A 16,732-nucleotide genomic window follows, 5' to 3' on the forward strand; every position below is an offset into this window, starting at 1 on the left:
AGGGTTGTCTCATCGAATAAAAAATGAAGGAATTAGACTATGAACATGTTAAAAACTTTGATGGCAGCTTCTGTATTATCTTTCGTCGCATTTGGCGCATCAGCAGCAACAATCACCGCAACAGGTGATACGCTAGCTTCAACAGAAGCGAAAATTGCAGCTAAAGCTAAAGCAGCGGGCGCAGATAGCTATACAATTACCAGTGCTCGTATGGGGAATTTTGTCACAATGAGCGCAGAAACTAAATAACGAATTGTATGAATTCATCTTGTTGAAATATTTTTGATAAAAAGTGGTGTTTTAGGCGCTATAAGCAGATTAAATACCACTTTTGTTTTATCTGAACCCACATAGAGTACTTTTCTAATCATTGAGGAGTCGTTGATATGAGTTTCAAATATAACCGCCTAGATAAAGATAATGCAGCTGTATTACTTGTTGACCATCAAACGGGTTTGTTATCGCTAGTTCGTGACCAAGACCCAGATAAATTCAAGAACAGCGTGTTAGCTCTGGCCGATTTGGCAAAGTATTTTAACTTACCAACTATTTTGACTACATCTTTTGAAGATGGTCCTAATGGCCCGTTAGTTCCTGAATTAAAAGAAACATTTCCTGATGCCCCTTTCATTGCTCGCCCTGGTCAAATCAACGCGTGGGATAACGAAGAGTTCGTTAAAGCTGTCAAAGCCACAGGTAAAAAACAGCTGATTATTGCCGGTGTTGTGACTGAAGTATGCGTGGCATTTCCTGCACTGTCTGCACTGGAAGAAGGCTATGAAGTTTTTGTGATCACTGATGCCTCAGGTACATTTAACCCGATTACACGTGATGCCGCGTGGGATAGAATGTCAAAAGCAGGTGCTCAATTGATGAGCTGGTTTGGTGCCGCTTGTGAATTACACCGTGATTGGCGTAATGATGTGGAAGGGTTAGGCACTTTGTTTTCAAACCATATCCCTGATTACCGTAACTTAATGACCAGCTATGCACTGCTTTCTGCGAAAAAATAGTGCGTAATTGGGTATTAAAATGACATAATTGGTTTAAAAATCCTCGATACGACATTGCTCATATCGGGGGTTATTTCGTTAAATTAACTGAGTTCCGCCGCTCATTTTCGTCATCATCGCACTTAATTCGCTCTATGTTATAATAGCCTGCTGTTTTTGCTTGGCTCCTTACTTTTGGGGGCTATCCATTTGATTTCAATACACAAGACCACCATGCATCAAAATACCTCAAAACAAGGCTACACCAACCTAAACCGATTTTCCGTTGCGCCGATGCTCGATTGGACAGATCGCCATTGCCGTTATTTTCATCGCTTATTAAGCAAAAACACCTTGCTGTATACCGAAATGGTCACAACAGGGGCGATTATTTACGGAAAAGGGGACTATCTTGCTTTTAGTGAGGAAGAGCATCCTGTTGCGTTACAGCTTGGTGGTAGCGATCCTGCCGCATTAGCGCAATGTGCCAAATTGGCACAAGAGCGTGGTTATGATGAAATTAACCTAAATGTAGGTTGCCCATCAGATCGCGTACAAAATGGGCGTTTTGGTGCTTGTTTAATGGGAGATGCACAGCTTGTTGCTGATTGTGTGAAAGCCATGCAAGACGTGGTTTCTATTCCTGTAACCGTAAAAACTCGTATTGGTATTGATGAGCAAGACAGCTACGCGTTTTTATGTGATTTTATTGAAACCGTTTCTGATAAAGGCGGTTGTGAAATGTTTATTATCCATGCACGTAAAGCATGGTTGTCCGGCCTTAGCCCAAAAGAAAATCGCGAAATCCCACCACTTGATTACCCGCGAGTTTATCAATTAAAACGTGATTTTCCTCATTTGACCATGGCGATTAATGGTGGAGTCAAAACGCTGGAAGAAGCAAAAGAGCATCTTCAACACCTAGATGGCGTCATGGTGGGGCGCGAAGCCTATCAAAACCCGTCTATTTTAACGGCGGTTGATAACCAATTGTTTGGTGAGTACTTTCCTGTCACTAATGGTGTTGACGCTGTTAGAGCGATGTACCCTTACATTGAAAAAGAGTTATCGAAAGGCGCTTATTTAGGCCATATGACCCGCCATATGTTAGGGATTTTCCAAGGTATCCCCGGCGCACGTCAGTGGCGTCGTCATTTAAGTGAAAATGCGCATAAAAAAGGGGCTGACTTAGTCGTTGTTGAGCAAGCTCTCGAGTTTGTGACGCGTGGCGAATAGCTATCATGTGGGGAAAAAAGCGCCATTTGGCGCTTTTTGCATATTGAGTCGCTTATTATGGAACCAATAAACTCGAACCTTGGGTTTTTCTTGATTCGATAGTGAGGTGAGCTTTTTGTGCATCTTTTAAAGCAAAAATTTGTGATTGCGGCACATCTACATTCACTTTTCCGCTTAAAATCATATCAAATAAGGCATTACTAGCTTGGTCTAGCTCAGCACGGTTAGTCACATAGACACCAAGTGATGGGCGAGTGACGTATAATCCGCCTTTTTGGTTTAAAATTCCTAAATTTACACCGGTAACAGGACCAGAAGCGTTACCAAAACTCACCATTAAGCCGCGACGCTTGAGCGAGTCTAAAGAAGCAAGCCATGTAGATTGACCCACAGAGTCATAAACAACATTCACTTTTTCGCCATGAGTGATTTCTTTAACGCGAGCTGCGATATCTTCGGTCTGGTAGTTGATGACTTCCCATGCTCCTGCCTCTTTTGCTCTTAATGCTTTATCTGCAGAACCCACAGTACCTATCATCTTAGCGCCCAGGGCGTTTGCCCATTGGCAAGCAATTAAGCCAACGCCACCGGCTGCCGCATGGAATAGAAAGACTTCATCGCGTTTTAATTGATAGGTTTGATGGAATAAGTAATAAACCGTCATACCTTTTAATGAGCTAGCAGCAGCTTGTTCAAAGGTGATGCCATCAGGAAGGTGTGCCACGGCACTTTCAGGGACATTATGGACTTCGCTATAAGCACCTAGAGGGCCTTGCGCATAAACGACACGGTCACCGGGCTTGAAACCTGTGACATGGGCACCAGTTTTCACAACAACACCTGCCGCCTCTGTACCAAGGCCACTTGGTAGCTTAGCAACAGGGTATAAACCGCTGCGAACATAGGTGTCGATAAAGTTAATCCCGATAGCACGGTTTTCTATTTGAATTTCATTATCTGCTGGGTTTGCTGGGGAATAATCTACTAAGTTAAGTACATCAGCGCCGCCATGTTGCGCGAATTCAATATGTTTTGCCATGACAATCTCCAATAAGGACTATTCATTTTAATTACAATAACAATCGTTTTATCATAACGCCATGTTTCAATCAGAAGAATTATAGGTTTGTGCTTTCAGTGATGTATTTTATCTTGTGATTACTTTGCGCAAAGACGCAAAGAAAACCACAAAAAAATAAGATTGGCGTATACTAAGCGCAGATCGTTAATTATAGACTTGGATATTAATGTATGGCTAAAAAACCCTCATCAAATTTCAAAACGGATGCCCCACGAGACCACCAAATGGAAGGGTTAAAACTTCCACCACATTCTCTCGAAGCGGAGCAGTCTGTTTTAGGGGGGTTAATGTTAGATAACGAGCGCTGGGATACCGTTTCTGAACGTGTGACTCACGCTGATTTCTTTAGCCGACCCCATCGCACCATTTTCTCACAAATGCAATTTTTGCTTGAGCAAGGCAAACCCATTGACCTTATAACGTTATCGGAATCACTAGAACAACAGGGTGAATTGGATAGCGTGGGTGGCTTTGCTTATTTGGCTGAGCTATCTAAAAATACGCCAAGTGCAGCGAATATTAATGCTTATGCTGACATCGTCCGCGAACGTGCGATTGTTCGCGATATGATATCTGTCGCCAATGAAATTGCGGATGCAGGTTATGACCCACAAGGGCGTAGCAGTGAAGATCTCCTCGATTTAGCCGAAACCAAAGTATTCCAAATCGCCGAGTCAAGAGCGAATAAAGACGAAGGGCCAAAAGGTATTGAAGCCATTTTGTCTGAAACTGTTGAAAAAATTGAGCAACTTTACCAACAACCGCACGACGGCGTTACTGGGGTTTCAACAGGTTACCAAGACCTCGATAAAAAAACCGCAGGTTTACAAGGCTCTGATTTAATTATTGTTGCTGCACGTCCGTCAATGGGGAAAACCACCTTTGCGATGAACTTGTGCGAAAATGCGGCGATGACGGAAGAAAAACCTGTTTTAATCTTCAGTTTAGAGATGCCAGGAAACCAAATCATGATGCGTATGTTGGCATCATTATCCCGTGTTGACCAAACCCGTATTCGTACTGGGCAACTTGATGATGAGGATTGGGCGCGAATTTCAAGCACGATGGGTATTTTGATGGAAAAGCGCAATATGTACATCGATGACTCTTCGGGCCTGACTCCCACAGAGGTTCGTTCACGTGCGAGGCGTATTTATCGTGAACATGGTGGTTTAAGTTTGATCATGATTGACTACCTCCAATTGATGCGAGTTCCTGCTCTTTCTGACAACCGTACGTTAGAAATTGCCGAAATTTCACGTTCACTTAAGGCGCTAGCGAAAGAATTAAATGTACCTGTGGTGGCTCTGTCGCAGTTAAACCGTAGTCTTGAGCAACGTGCAGATAAACGCCCTGTTAACTCGGATTTGCGTGAATCAGGGTCTATCGAGCAGGATGCGGACTTAATCATGTTTATCTACCGTGATGAGGTTTATCACGATAATAGTGAGCTCAAAGGGGTTGCGGAAATCATTCTCGGTAAACAACGTAATGGGCCGATTGGTACGGTGCGGTTGACGTTTAATGGGCAGTGGTCGCGGTTTGATAATTACGCGGGGCCTGCGTATAACGACGAAGACTAAATACTCGTCATATTTTACACGGTCGCGGTGTTGGCTGCACTCGGCTACGCGAGTCATATACTTATGTATGCTTCTTGGATTAGCTCAATCGCCGCCTAGCGACAATGCAAACTATTTAGAGTATTAAAGTTAAACTAGTTTGAATAATTTTTTCTTTATACAGAAACAAGATCGAATGGAAATTGATATTTTTTAGCGTATAACAAATAGAGAATATATTGGGCTGCCAAAGGGCAGCTTAATTTTTAGCGGGTTTAGAGAAAAAGAACGAGGAAACAATGAAAGCGGCAACCGCATTGATAAACCGCCGCGCTCTGCGACACAACTTGCAACGGGTGAAAGAAATTGCACCAAATAGCCAGATGATTGCAGTTGTCAAAGCAAACGCTTATGGTCATGGGTTAGTAGGGGTTGGTCAGGCAGTAGAAGAGCTGGTGGATGGCTTTGGTGTGGCAAGACTCAATGAGGCGCTACTATTACGGCAGCACGGTGTGATAAAACCGATTGTTTTACTTGAAGGTTTTTTTGAACAATCTGACTTGTTGTTAATGGCAGAACACCAGATTGACACCGTGATCCACTGTATAGAACAGCTTGAAATGCTAGAAGCTACCAAATTACCCTATCCTCTTAAAGTTTGGATGAAACTGGATACAGGTATGCACCGCCTTGGCATACTTCCTAAAGATGCCGAAGGCTTTTATCAACGTTTACAACGCTGCCAGCAAGTTCAGCTCCCTATCAATATTGTTAGTCATTTTTGCCAAGCGGATGCCCCCCATTTACCGACAACTGAAAAACAAATTGCCTGCTTTAAACAGTTTATTGACGGTAAAGAGGGTGAGAAATCCATTGCCGCCTCCGCAGGAATTTTACTTTGGCCAGAAGCTCACTATGACTGGGTTCGTCCAGGGATCATGATGTATGGCGCTTCGCCACAAGAAGGGAAAAGTGCAGAAGACTTCGGTTTGCTTCCTGTGATGACACTAAAATCAACATTAATTGCGGTTAGGGAACATGCGGCAGGACAATGTGTAGGTTATGGTGAAACATGGTGTAGTGGCAAAGACACACTGCTTGGTGTTGTTGCAATCGGCTATGGTGATGGTTATCCACGTAACGTACCTTCAGGCACGCCGGTGTTAATTAATGGGCGAAAAGTGCCTATTGTTGGGCGAATTTCCATGGATATGACAGTGGTGGATTTGGGACTAAATGCCGATGATAAAGTGGGGGATGACGTTATTTTGTGGGGAAATCAACTACCGGTTGAAGAAATTGCCACACAAACAGGCATTATCAACTATGAGTTACTGACGAAGTTAACCTCTAGAGTTGCAATGGAATATGTAGACGAATAGCCAGCAAAGGGTTATTTTCAGATAACAACGTAAAAATGGCGCTAAATATGGCAAATCATCGCTTGGTTTATTTAGCGTAAAATAATGATTAGGAGATGTCCTGTGTTCGAACATGTTGATGCTTATCCGGGCGACCCAATTCTGTCGTTAATGGATGAATTTAATAAAGACTCTCGTGAAAATAAAATTAATTTGAGTATCGGTCTTTACTATGATGGTGACGGGAAAACCCCTGAACTGGCGACAGTCGGTACGGCAAAAGCGGCGTTAAGTAAACTGCCAGCAAGCGCATCACTGTATTTGCCTATGGAAGGTTTGAAAGATTACCGTACTGAATTACAAAAATTAGTATTTGGTGAGGATTGCCCGCTAATTGCACAGGAACGTATCGCTACCGTCCAAACGATTGGTGGTTCTGGTGCGTTAAAAATTGGTGCTGATTTTTTACATCAATATTATCCCGATTCCGAAGTGTGGTGCAGTGACCCAACTTGGGAAAACCATGCCTCTATTTTTTCAGGTGCGGGAACAAAAGTGCATTACTACCCGTACTTTGATGAAAAAACCAAAGGCGTTAAATTTGATGAGATGCTAGCGACATTCAAACAATTGCCTGCTAATAGCATCATCCTAATGCACCCGTGCTGTCATAACCCAACAGGCTCCGACCTGACTCCTGCACAATGGGATGAAGTCACTAAGGTAGCATTAGAACGCAAATTGATCCCATTTTTAGATATTGCTTATCAAGGTTTTGCAGAAGGCATTAATGAAGATGCTTATGCTATCCGAGCGATGGTTAAAGCTGGCTTACCCGTGTTTGTCAGTAACTCATTTTCTAAAATCTTTGGTATCTACGGTGAACGTGCAGGTGGGCTTTCTGTGATCTGTGAAAACCAAGATGAACGTGACCGTGTGTTAGGCCAGTTAAAAGCGGGTGTTCGCCGTTTATATTCTAGCCCGCCATCTAATGGTGCAAAAATTGTTGCTGCGGTATTAACCAACAGCGCTGAAAAAGCCAAATGGTTAGCGGAAGTGGAAGAGATGCGCTTACGTATTTTAGACATGCGTACGGTATTGGTCGATGAGCTAAAAAAAGCATTACCAAATCAAAATTTCGATCACTTATTAAAGCAGCGCGGCATGTTCAGCTACACTGGTTTTTCTAAAGAGCAAGTGGCTCGCCTGAAAGACGAATTTGCGGTTTACTTGGTTGGAACTGGCCGTGTTTGTATGGCAGGTGTCAATCGCCATAATGTTAAACGCATTGTTGAAGCATTTGCTGCCGTTAGCCAATAATTCTTAGCTATCGTAATAATTATCAGGGAACAAAATGCTCCCTGATAATCTTCTTACTTATTTTTAATGGCCTTTCTACTTAATAGCCGCGTTCTAAAATCGTTTTTAAGAACCGTGCGGTGTGAGATTTTTCACACTCAGCCACTTCTTCTGGTGTGCCTGCAATTAAGATTTCACCGCCGCCACTACCCCCTTCAGGGCCTAAATCGACAATCCAGTCCGCTGTCTTAATGACATCAAGGTTGTGCTCAATCACCACAATGGTGTTTCCTTGGTCACGAAGCTGATGTAAAACGACTAAGAGCTGTTGAATATCAGCAAAGTGCAGGCCAGTTGTTGGTTCATCCAAAATATAGATAGTTTGCCCTGTACCGCGTTTAGATAACTCTTTAGCTAATTTCACACGCTGTGCTTCACCACCAGAGAGCGTCGTCGCTGATTGACCGAGGCGGATATAGGATAAACCAACGTCCATCAGCGTTTGTAACTTGCGGGCAAGGGCAGGTACGGCATCAAAAAATTCACGAGACTCTTCGATGGTCATATCCAGCACTTCATGGATATTTTTACCTTTATATTTAATTTCTAGCGTTTCGCGGTTATAGCGTTTGCCTTTACATTGGTCACAAGGGACATACACATCAGGCAAGAAGTGCATTTCAACCTTAATAACCCCATCACCTTGGCAAGCTTCACAACGACCGCCTTTAACGTTAAAGCTAAAACGCCCTGGGTTATAACCACGAGTCCGAGACTCAGGCACACCAGCAAATAGTTCACGCACAGGTGTAAACACACCAGTATAGGTGGCAGGGTTCGAACGTGGTGTACGGCCTATTGGGCTCTGGTCAATATCAATGACTTTGTCAAAGTGCTCTAAACCTTCTACATCTAAATAAGGGGCAGGGGTGATGGTTGTCGCCCCATTTAATTGGCGTTGAGCAATAGGGAATAGCGTATCGTTTATCAGTGTTGATTTACCTGAACCAGACACGCCAGTGATGCAGATAAATAACCCAACAGGGACTTTTAACGTCACATTTTTCAGGTTATTACCCTTTGCCCCAAACACCGTCAGCATTTTATCTTTATTAATTGGAACGCGTTTCTGCGGGATATCAATTCTGCGCTCACCACTTAAAAATTTACCAGTGAGTGAATCAGGGTTTGCGACAATATCTTCCAGTGTTCCTTGGGCAACAATTTGCCCACCATGCACCCCAGCACCCGGGCCGATATCAATCACATGATCTGCGGCGCGGATCGCGTCTTCGTCATGTTCAACGACGATCACGGTATTTCCTAGATCACGCAGGTGGATCAAGGTTTCAAGTAAGCGGTCATTATCACGTTGGTGTAAGCCAATTGAAGGTTCATCAAGGACATACATCACACCGACTAAACCTGCTCCAATTTGGCTTGCTAAACGAATGCGTTGTGCTTCGCCACCAGACAAGGTGTCAGCAGAGCGTGAAAGTGTCAGATAATTAAGCCCAACATTGACGAGAAATTTCAGGCGATCGCCAATTTCTTTTAAAACTTTTTCTGCGATTTGAGCGCGCTGGCCTGTGAGTTTTAGATTTTGGAAAAATTCCATTGCGTGGCCAATGCTGTAATCTGCGATTTCGGGCAATGTTGTATTTTCAACAAATACAAAGCGCGCCTCTTTACGTAAGCGCGTCCCATGGCAAGAGACACATGGACGGTTGCTGATATATTTCGCTAATTCTTCACGGACAGCCGTTGATTCTGTTTCTTTATAACGGCGTTCCATATTATTGAGCACGCCTTCAAAAGGGTGCCGGCGCACAGTGATGTCGCCACGGTCATTACGGTATTTAAACTCAATCGTTTCTTTGCCTGAACCATATAAAATAATTTTTTGAATGGCAGGACTCAGAGTGTCATAAGGCGCTTCCACATCAAATTTATAATGCTCAGCTAATGACATCAGCATTTGGAAATAGTAAAAATTACGGCGATCCCAACCCCGAATTGCACCACCTGCGAGTGAGATTTCAGTATTTTGAATGATTCTTTCGGGATCAAAAAACTGCTGAACACCTAAGCCGTCACAGCTTGGACAGGCCCCAGCAGGGTTGTTAAAAGAAAATAGGCGAGGTTCAAGTTCCACCATACTGTAGCCGCAAACAGAGCAGGCAAAATTGGCAGAAAAAACCAGTTCTTCTGCATTCGCATCATCCATATCCGCGACAATTGCGGTACCGCCAGAGAGTTCTAGTGCAGTTTCAAAGGATTCGGCTAAACGCTGAGCGATGTCATCACGAATTTTAAAACGATCGACAATGACTTCAATCGTATGTTTTTTCTGTAATTCGAGCTTTGGTGGATCGGATAGATCGCAAACTTCCCCATCAATTCGGGCACGGATATAGCCTTGGCTGGCTAAGTTATCGAGTAACTTAACGTGCTCCCCTTTACGTTCTTTAACGACAGGAGCAAGTAGCATCATTCGGCGATCGGTGGGTTGAGCCAGAACATTATCGACCATCTGGCTAACAGTTTGAGCCGCAAGTGGTATGTCGTGATCAGGGCAGCGAGGTTCACCAACACGTGCAAATAATAGCCGCAGATAGTCATGAATTTCTGTGATGGTTCCGACCGTCGAACGTGGGTTATGTGAAGTGGATTTTTGTTCAATCGAAATTGCAGGGGATAACCCTTCAATATGATCGACATCCGGTTTCTCCATTAAAGAAAGAAACTGGCGAGCATAAGCAGATAAAGATTCAACATAACGGCGCTGACCCTCTGCATACAGGGTATCAAAAGCTAAAGATGATTTCCCTGAACCAGATAACCCAGTAATAACAATGAGTTTGTCGCGAGGGATGATGAGATTGATGTTTTTCAGATTATGCGTGCGTGCGCCGCGGACTTCGATATTATCCATTTACCACTTCCCGGATGATTTGATATTGAACAATCGCAAGAGACTATTATCACATATTTATGGCTGAATGGATATACAGTATTTCCTATTCGTCATATTTCAAACCGTGGCGTTGTTGGCTGCTCTCAGCTACGCAGGTCACATACTTTTGTATGCTCCCCGCGATACCTTCGCTTGCCGCCTAGCCACAGCTTGAACTATTTAGAATAGGTTCTGCTCGTCATATTTCAAACAGTGGCGGTGTTGGCTGCTCTCAGCTACGCAGGTCACATACTTTTGTATGCTCCCCGCGATACCTTCGCTTGCCGCCTAGCCACAGCTTGAACTATTTAGAATAGGTTCTGCTCGTCATATTTCAAACAGTGGCGGTGTTGGCTGCTCTCAGCTACGCAGGTCACATACTTTTGTATGCTCCCCGCGATACCTTCGCTTGCCGCCTAGCCACAGCTTGAACTATTTAGAATAGGTTCTGCTCATCATATTTCAAACCGTGGTGTTGTTGGCTGCTCTCAGCTACGTAGGTCACATACTTTTGTATGCTCGCTGCGATATCTTCGCTTTATTTTTACTCGTCATATTTCAAACAGTGGCGGTGTTGGCTGCTCTCAGCTACGCAGGTCACATACTTTTGTATGCTCCCCGCGATATCTTCGCTTGCCGCCTAGCCACAGCTTGAACTATTTAGAGTAAGATTTTAATGGTGAAACAGAAAAGCAGAAAAACAGAAAAACAGAAAAACAGAAAAACAGCGATCTGAATTTATCGAAAAGATAGATGCGGTGTGTATTATTTTGTGTCTATACTGACAAAAGCACTATGGAATTTCACTAAAAGCTGGAAAGCGTTTCGCAAATTAACAAGCTTAATTTCAAATATTGGTGCAAATCAGCTCTGTCGTGGTAAACTTCACGGCTAATCCAGAGATTAAAATTCAATGCATCAGGAGTAATAAATGGCCAGCAGAGGCGTAAATAAAGTAATTCTTATCGGTAACCTAGGACAAGATCCAGAAATCCGTTATATGCCTAACGGCGGAGCTGTGGCAAACCTGACTCTGGCAACTTCTGAAAGTTGGCGTGACAAGCAAACCGGTGAGATGCGTGAAAAAACCGAATGGCACCGCGTGGTTATTTTCGGCAAATTAGCGGAAGTGGCAGGTGAATACCTGAAAAAAGGTTCACAAGTCTATATCGAAGGTTCTCTGCAAACACGTAAATGGCAAGACCAAAGTGGTCAAGACCGTTACACGACAGAAGTGGTTGTGAATATCGGCGGCTCAATGCAAATGCTAGGTGGCCGTGGCGGTGATGCAGCATCACAAGGTCAAGGCAGCCAAGGCGGTTGGGGCCAACCTCAACAGCCGCAAGCAGCACAGCAATTTAGTGGTGGCGGAGCTCCAGCCGCACGCTCATCAGCGCCTGCTCCACAGACTAATGAACCACCAATGGATTTCGATGACGATATTCCGTTCTAATTTATTTGCTGATTAGAATGCACAAAAAATAAAGGCTTCCTTGTGAAGCCTTTATTTTTTAATAAAGATAAATGTATAAAATTATATATCCAAAAAATTATTATTTTTTTATTAAGATAGTAAAGTAAATATAAAACTGAAACCTTAAGGTTTTATTAATTTTAAATTAAGGTTTTCTTAACTAAATGGGAAATAATAAAGCCCCAGTGGTTAACTTACATGGGGCTTTGTATTGGTAGTGTTATTAAAAAAGGAAATATAAATTTTATTTTCATATTAGCGTATCAAGCTACTTTAGGTTCCAGTAGTAATGGGTCATTTTGACTTTCACCCGATAGGCGATAGATTGACGGTGACGTACCTAAATAAGCTCTAAATCGCTTTGCAAAAGATTGTTGGGAGTCGAATTGGTATTTTAATGCAATATCAATAACTTGAAGCTCGGTGGAACATAGGTCTTTAGCAGCTTCACAAATTCTCCTTCGGCGAATATATTCACCTAAAGGCATACCTACGACTTTTCTAAATACTCTTTGTAAATGCCATTTTGTATATCCTGATCTGAGTGCGATATCATCGAGTAATAAACGACTGGTTAAGTTCATTTCAATCCAAACTAATATTTCATTAACAACTGTAGATTGAAATTCTGTGTATTTCCCATTACAGGGAACAGGGATTTCTTTATACATAATATCTTCCTATTAGTTACTTTTTAATCTTATCCGTCATTAAGTCAATAGCCAATAAATAAATGGTAAACAAAACCGAATACAGTTTGTTAATTTGTAAAATAGACAAAATACCGATTTTTAATTAGTTTATAGCCAGTAGAATTTATCTTAAGGAGATATATTCATAATGATATCGATTAGCAACAGATGAAACTATTACGCCCTTTGAATATAAAAACACGGTACTATGGTAAAGCTCTTCATTGGTTGCTGGGGATATATTTCTTTAGCTTCCAGAAACTAATTAAAATTATGGCTGAGATGACGACAGATAGGGTATTCATCGTCTGCCAACCGAATGTGAAGAAAAGAACCCCTGCTCCTAAGCTACCTATTCCACCGAAGAAATAGATAAGAAAATCGGTCATTCCCTGCACTTTAGCGCGTTCATGAGCTTCATAGGTATGTGGTAATAGGTTAGTAGTGCTGATTAAAATTAAATTCCAGGCGACACCGACAAAAATACCCGCCAACAAATAATTGTAAAAATGGTTACCTAGCAGGTTCATAGTCGCTGATAAAATTAACAATATGATACCGCAGAAAATAATGCGTTTTGTCCCTAAATGATGAATTAATGTTCCAGTGAAAAATGACGGTGCAAACATACCTAATACATGGAATTGAAATACAATTGCAATAGAGGAAAAGGCGAAATCATGTTGTTTCATAGATAACGGTATCGAGGCAAAGGTGAAAACCACAATGGCATATCCAACCGCGCTAACAATGGCGATTAATTTTAAAATAGGTTGTGAATACAATGCACTGTAGTCGCGTTTGACTAACACTTCATCCGATGGCGTTTTCACTATTTTCTTTAATGGCACAATTAATAATAGAATAAATGCGATTACATAAATGGCGGCTAACGTGATGAACGGCCCTGCAAACGGGTATTCTGTAAAAAATCGTTGGGTGCTAATAGCTAATGTTGGGCCGATTAAGGCTGCGGCAATGCCTCCACTCATAACTAGGCCAATGGCTTTTGCTCGTAAAGAAATGGGGGCTTCTTCAATTGCGGCAAAACGGAATTGTTGTGCAGTACCAATAGCAATCCCAGTGAAAAACAACCCGATGGAAAAATACACTAAATAACTTTCTATCACACCAAGAATAGAGAAGCCTGCACCGATTAACCCACCGATGTTACCAATAATAAAGCCCACCCTTCTCGAATATTTTTGCATTAAAAATGCGATCGGAATAGTTGCTAAGATTAAGCCAACGTACTGACTTACCAGTGGAATAGTTGCATAAGTTGGGTTGGTAGCCAATTTTTCGCCAATAACTACTGCTACAGAAAGGACAATCGCATTTCCTGTGATAAATAATGCAAGTGTGATAGTTAACCACCAAACGGATTTTGGCATATATCCCTCTGTATATTAATTAAAAATCAATTGGTTATATTTCTTACATTGAGGGAATAATCCCTCTGAATGGAACAAAGGATACAACTTAAAGTTGACTTTAAGTCAAGGTCTGCGATGGTATTTTAAGTAGTGATTAATGCTATATTTTTTTATTTTAATGGATAGTGTCGCTGCTGGTGCGAGATGTGATGAGTGTCGCAATTACTATTCCTTTGGGATAAAACAAGAAAAAATGATTGTCATGCTGGGAAATTTATGTTCTTTTAATAAAAGAAACTGAAAAACAATAATCAATAAATTAGACAGACTAAACAGGAAGAACCCGTGAACATGACGACTAATCACTTAAACCTACTACTAACCGCGCCACGTGCCGCGGTGGTCGTGCGTGTGGTGGTGGTCGTGGGCTTAGCGCCGTAACGGGTACAAATCAACGCAGATTTAGAAACCCCGCCGGCGCAAACCGAGCGGGGTTTTTTATCACCTCTCGCTCGGATCCGCAGGCTAGCAAAGGATAATTATGATGAGCGAATCGGGCACCACAACATCACATAAAACCCGCTTTACGGGTGCGGAATTAATCGTACATTTACTGGAAAAACACGGTATTACTATCGTTTCAGGCATTCCAGGTGGAGCGGCTTTACCTTTTTATGACGCATTAGGTCAAAGCCAGAGAATCCGCCACATACTGGCACGTCATGAGCAAGGCGCAGGTTTTATAGCTCAGGGAATTGCTCGTACCACGGGAAAAGCCGCGGTTTGTATCTCTTCAAGTGGCCCTGGTGCGACAAACTTAGTGACCGCTATCGCAGATGCAAAGCTGGACTCTATCCCGCTGGTTTGTATTACTGCTCAAGTTTCTTCATCAATGATTGGTACAGATGCTTTCCAAGAAGTTGATACCTATGGTATTTCGATTCCAGTAACGAAACATAACTATTTGGTTCGTAATATCAATGAATTGCCACAAGTGATTTGTGATGCTTTTCGTATTGCAGAGTCAGGTCGCCCTGGACCTGTTTGGATTGATATTCCAAAAGATGTGCAAACTGCCACAATTGAACTAACTGAAATACCAGAAGTATTACCGAAAGATAAAGCCCCCGCATTTGACATGGAAAAAGTGCTACAAGCGGCTGAAATGATTAATAACGCGAAACGTCCAGTACTGTATTTTGGTGGTGGGGTAATTAGCTCCGATTCCACAGAAACGGCGATTGCATTTGCGGAAAAAGCAACGTTACCGACAACCATGACACTAATGGCACTTGGTACTATCCCGATGCGAAACCCCTTATATTTAGGGATGTTAGGTATGCATGCTGCCGCAAGTACTAACATGATTATGGAAGAATCGGATTTGTTAATTGTGATTGGCGCGCGTTTTGATGATAGAGCGATAGGGAAAGCTGAGAAATTTTGCCCTAACGCAAAAATTATCCATGTGGATATCGATAAAGCAGAAATTAGCAAAATTAAGCGCCCAGATATCGCCATTCATGCTGATGCGGGTCAAATATTGGAATTGTTATTGCCTTTAGTTGAACGTAATGAGCGCACAGAATGGATGGCGCAAGTTAATCAATTAAAAGAGAAATATCCATTGAATTTTAGCGAGGCTGATAACCCGTTAAACCATTATGGTTTAGTTCTGTCTACGGCACGTGCAGCAGGCGAAGATGCGATTGTGACAACGGATGTTGGTCAGCACCAAATGTGGGCAGCCCAAGCTTATCCTCTGTCTCGCCCACGTCAATGGCTGACATCAGGTGGGTTAGGTACCATGGGTTTTGGTCTGCCTGTCGCCATTGGTGCTGCGCTGGCAAAGCCCGAAAAAACCATTGTGTGTTTTTCCGGTGATGGTAGTTTGATGATGAATATTCAGGAATTGGCCACCGCAGCGGAACACCAATTGAATATCAAAATTATTTTAATGAATAACCAAGCGTTAGGGATGGTACATCAACAACAAGATTTATTTTTTGAAAACCGCATATTTGCTGCAGCTTATCCGTATCAAACCGATTTTATCAAGATTGCGGCAGGGTTTGGTTTGCAAACTTGCGATTTAAATAATGAAGCAGATCCAGAAATGGCATTAGAAGCGATAATGAATACCAAAGGTCCATGTTTGATCCATGCCTTGATTGATGTGAATCAGAAGGTATATCCAATGGTTCCACCAGGTGCAGCTAACATTGATATGATTGGAGCGTAATTATGGTATTTGAACATCATCCGATTGCTTTAGAGCTAATTGTTCGTAATCACCCAGGTGTAATGTCACATATTTGTGGTTTATTTGCACGCAGAGCATTTAATGTTGATGGCATTCTATGTATGCCGATTAAAGATAAAGATGAAAGCCGTATATGGCTATTAGTACAAAAAGATGAGCGTTTGCCGCAAATGATTAACCAAGTTGAAAAATTAGAAGATGTTCGGGAAGTACGCTTTAGTGATGATTTGCGTCTTTTTGAAACAATGGAAAATTATTTGCAGTAATTCTGATATTAAACTTTATGACTTAAATAGCCCATTCAATTGCTTGGGCTATTTTCTTTTACATTTAATTATAGTGATAATTCGGGGTTTCCTAAAACGAACAAAGATGGTATAAAATCAGCTACTGAATAATGATTCTCTGAATGTATTGCAGGTTTGTATTTGGCAATATGA

Annotated in this window: 14 protein-coding genes; 10 read left to right on the forward strand and 4 right to left on the reverse strand. The window is 42.2% G+C overall.

Features of this window, described 5'->3' with window-relative positions:
• Positions 1 to 39: 39 nt before the first annotated feature.
• The 3 genes from M1F26_RS02420 (at position 40) to dusA (ending at position 2,228) form a co-directional block, all read left to right on the forward strand.
• A complete protein-coding gene (locus M1F26_RS02420) occupies positions 40 to 249 on the forward strand; it encodes a YdgH/BhsA/McbA-like domain containing protein (RefSeq protein ID WP_004260921.1) in 210 nt (69 codons plus the stop codon).
• Between the two features lie 137 nt (positions 250 to 386).
• Positions 387 to 1,013, forward strand: coding sequence for an isochorismate family cysteine hydrolase YcaC (ycaC, locus tag M1F26_RS02425; protein ID WP_004260919.1), 627 nt, complete (start codon positions 387 to 389; stop codon positions 1,011 to 1,013).
• 213 nt (positions 1,014 to 1,226) lie between these two features.
• Positions 1,227 to 2,228: a tRNA dihydrouridine(20/20a) synthase DusA gene (dusA, locus tag M1F26_RS02430; RefSeq protein WP_140172635.1), complete on the forward strand. Its 1,002-nt coding sequence runs from the start codon at positions 1,227 to 1,229 to the stop codon at positions 2,226 to 2,228.
• 55 nt (positions 2,229 to 2,283) lie between these two features.
• Here dusA and M1F26_RS02435 read toward each other — a convergent pair whose 3' ends face one another.
• Positions 2,284 to 3,267, reverse strand: coding sequence for a quinone oxidoreductase (locus M1F26_RS02435; protein ID WP_140172636.1), 984 nt, complete (start codon positions 3,265 to 3,267; stop codon positions 2,284 to 2,286).
• Between the two features lie 212 nt (positions 3,268 to 3,479).
• Here M1F26_RS02435 and dnaB point away from each other — a divergent pair, with 212 nt between their 5' ends.
• The 3 genes from dnaB (at position 3,480) to M1F26_RS02450 (ending at position 7,552) form a co-directional block, all read left to right on the forward strand.
• Positions 3,480 to 4,892, forward strand: coding sequence for a replicative DNA helicase (gene dnaB / locus M1F26_RS02440; RefSeq protein ID WP_004260904.1), 1,413 nt, complete (start codon positions 3,480 to 3,482; stop codon positions 4,890 to 4,892).
• Positions 4,893 to 5,170: 278 nt separating this feature from the next.
• Positions 5,171 to 6,253, forward strand: coding sequence for an alanine racemase (alr, locus tag M1F26_RS02445; protein WP_140172637.1), 1,083 nt, complete (start codon positions 5,171 to 5,173; stop codon positions 6,251 to 6,253).
• Positions 6,254 to 6,355: 102 nt separating this feature from the next.
• Positions 6,356 to 7,552, forward strand: coding sequence for an aromatic amino acid transaminase (locus M1F26_RS02450; protein WP_140172638.1), 1,197 nt, complete (start codon positions 6,356 to 6,358; stop codon positions 7,550 to 7,552).
• A gap of 79 nt (positions 7,553 to 7,631) precedes the next feature.
• Here M1F26_RS02450 and uvrA read toward each other — a convergent pair whose 3' ends face one another.
• Positions 7,632 to 10,466 carry an excinuclease ABC subunit UvrA gene (gene uvrA, locus M1F26_RS02455; RefSeq protein WP_140172639.1) on the reverse strand — a complete coding sequence of 945 codons (2,835 nt, stop codon included), beginning with the start codon at positions 10,464 to 10,466 and terminating at the stop codon, positions 7,632 to 7,634.
• A 952-nt stretch (positions 10,467 to 11,418) separates the two neighbouring features.
• On the opposite strand from uvrA, the gene M1F26_RS02460 reads away from it, so the two are divergent.
• A complete protein-coding gene (locus tag M1F26_RS02460) occupies positions 11,419 to 11,940 on the forward strand; it encodes a single-stranded DNA-binding protein (protein WP_140172640.1) in 522 nt (173 codons plus the stop codon).
• A gap of 284 nt (positions 11,941 to 12,224) precedes the next feature.
• Here M1F26_RS02460 and M1F26_RS02465 read toward each other — a convergent pair whose 3' ends face one another.
• Both M1F26_RS02465 and M1F26_RS02470 read right to left on the reverse strand, forming a co-directional pair.
• Positions 12,225 to 12,632 (reverse strand): helix-turn-helix domain-containing protein, encoded by a 408-nt coding sequence (locus M1F26_RS02465; RefSeq protein ID WP_004260890.1) that lies wholly within the window; start codon positions 12,630 to 12,632, stop codon positions 12,225 to 12,227.
• 242 nt (positions 12,633 to 12,874) lie between these two features.
• Complete coding sequence (locus tag M1F26_RS02470; RefSeq protein ID WP_140172641.1) at positions 12,875 to 14,047, reverse strand: MFS transporter; 1,173 nt, start codon at positions 14,045 to 14,047, stop codon at positions 12,875 to 12,877.
• Between the two features lie 333 nt (positions 14,048 to 14,380).
• Between M1F26_RS02470 and ivbL the strand changes: the two genes are divergently transcribed.
• From ivbL to ilvN, 3 genes are all read left to right on the forward strand, one after another.
• Positions 14,381 to 14,470, forward strand: a complete 90-nt coding sequence (gene ivbL, locus M1F26_RS02475) for an ilvB operon leader peptide IvbL (RefSeq protein WP_109912586.1) — start codon at positions 14,381 to 14,383, stop codon at positions 14,468 to 14,470.
• 103 nt (positions 14,471 to 14,573) lie between these two features.
• Positions 14,574 to 16,271, forward strand: coding sequence for an acetolactate synthase large subunit (ilvB, locus tag M1F26_RS02480; protein WP_140172660.1), 1,698 nt, complete (start codon positions 14,574 to 14,576; stop codon positions 16,269 to 16,271).
• A gap of 2 nt (positions 16,272 to 16,273) precedes the next feature.
• Entirely contained in the window at positions 16,274 to 16,558 is a 285-nt protein-coding gene (ilvN, locus tag M1F26_RS02485; RefSeq protein WP_140172642.1) for an acetolactate synthase small subunit, read from the forward strand.
• Positions 16,559 to 16,732 lie beyond the last annotated feature (174 nt).

It is taken from the genome of Providencia sp. PROV048, from assembly GCF_033688165.1.
Classification (GTDB): domain Bacteria; phylum Pseudomonadota; class Gammaproteobacteria; order Enterobacterales; family Enterobacteriaceae; genus Providencia; species Providencia hangzhouensis.

Coding starts and splice junctions, on each gene's coding strand:
- M1F26_RS02435 (WP_140172636.1), bottom strand. CDS start 3,267: ATGGCAAAACATATTGAATTCGCGCAACATGGCGGCGCTGATGTACTT.
- M1F26_RS02470 (WP_140172641.1), bottom strand. CDS start 14,047: ATGCCAAAATCCGTTTGGTGGTTAACTATCACACTTGCATTATTTATC.
- M1F26_RS02465 (WP_004260890.1), bottom strand. CDS start 12,632: ATGTATAAAGAAATCCCTGTTCCCTGTAATGGGAAATACACAGAATTT.
- ilvB (WP_140172660.1), top strand. CDS start 14,574: ATGAGCGAATCGGGCACCACAACATCACATAAAACCCGCTTTACGGGT.
- ilvN (WP_140172642.1), top strand. CDS start 16,274: ATGGTATTTGAACATCATCCGATTGCTTTAGAGCTAATTGTTCGTAAT.
- M1F26_RS02460 (WP_140172640.1), top strand. CDS start 11,419: ATGGCCAGCAGAGGCGTAAATAAAGTAATTCTTATCGGTAACCTAGGA.
- ivbL (WP_109912586.1), top strand. CDS start 14,381: ATGACGACTAATCACTTAAACCTACTACTAACCGCGCCACGTGCCGCG.
- dusA (WP_140172635.1), top strand. CDS start 1,227: ATGCATCAAAATACCTCAAAACAAGGCTACACCAACCTAAACCGATTT.
- M1F26_RS02420 (WP_004260921.1), top strand. CDS start 40: ATGAACATGTTAAAAACTTTGATGGCAGCTTCTGTATTATCTTTCGTC.
- uvrA (WP_140172639.1), bottom strand. CDS start 10,466: ATGGATAATATCGAAGTCCGCGGCGCACGCACGCATAATCTGAAAAAC.
- alr (WP_140172637.1), top strand. CDS start 5,171: ATGAAAGCGGCAACCGCATTGATAAACCGCCGCGCTCTGCGACACAAC.
- dnaB (WP_004260904.1), top strand. CDS start 3,480: ATGGCTAAAAAACCCTCATCAAATTTCAAAACGGATGCCCCACGAGAC.
- ycaC (WP_004260919.1), top strand. CDS start 387: ATGAGTTTCAAATATAACCGCCTAGATAAAGATAATGCAGCTGTATTA.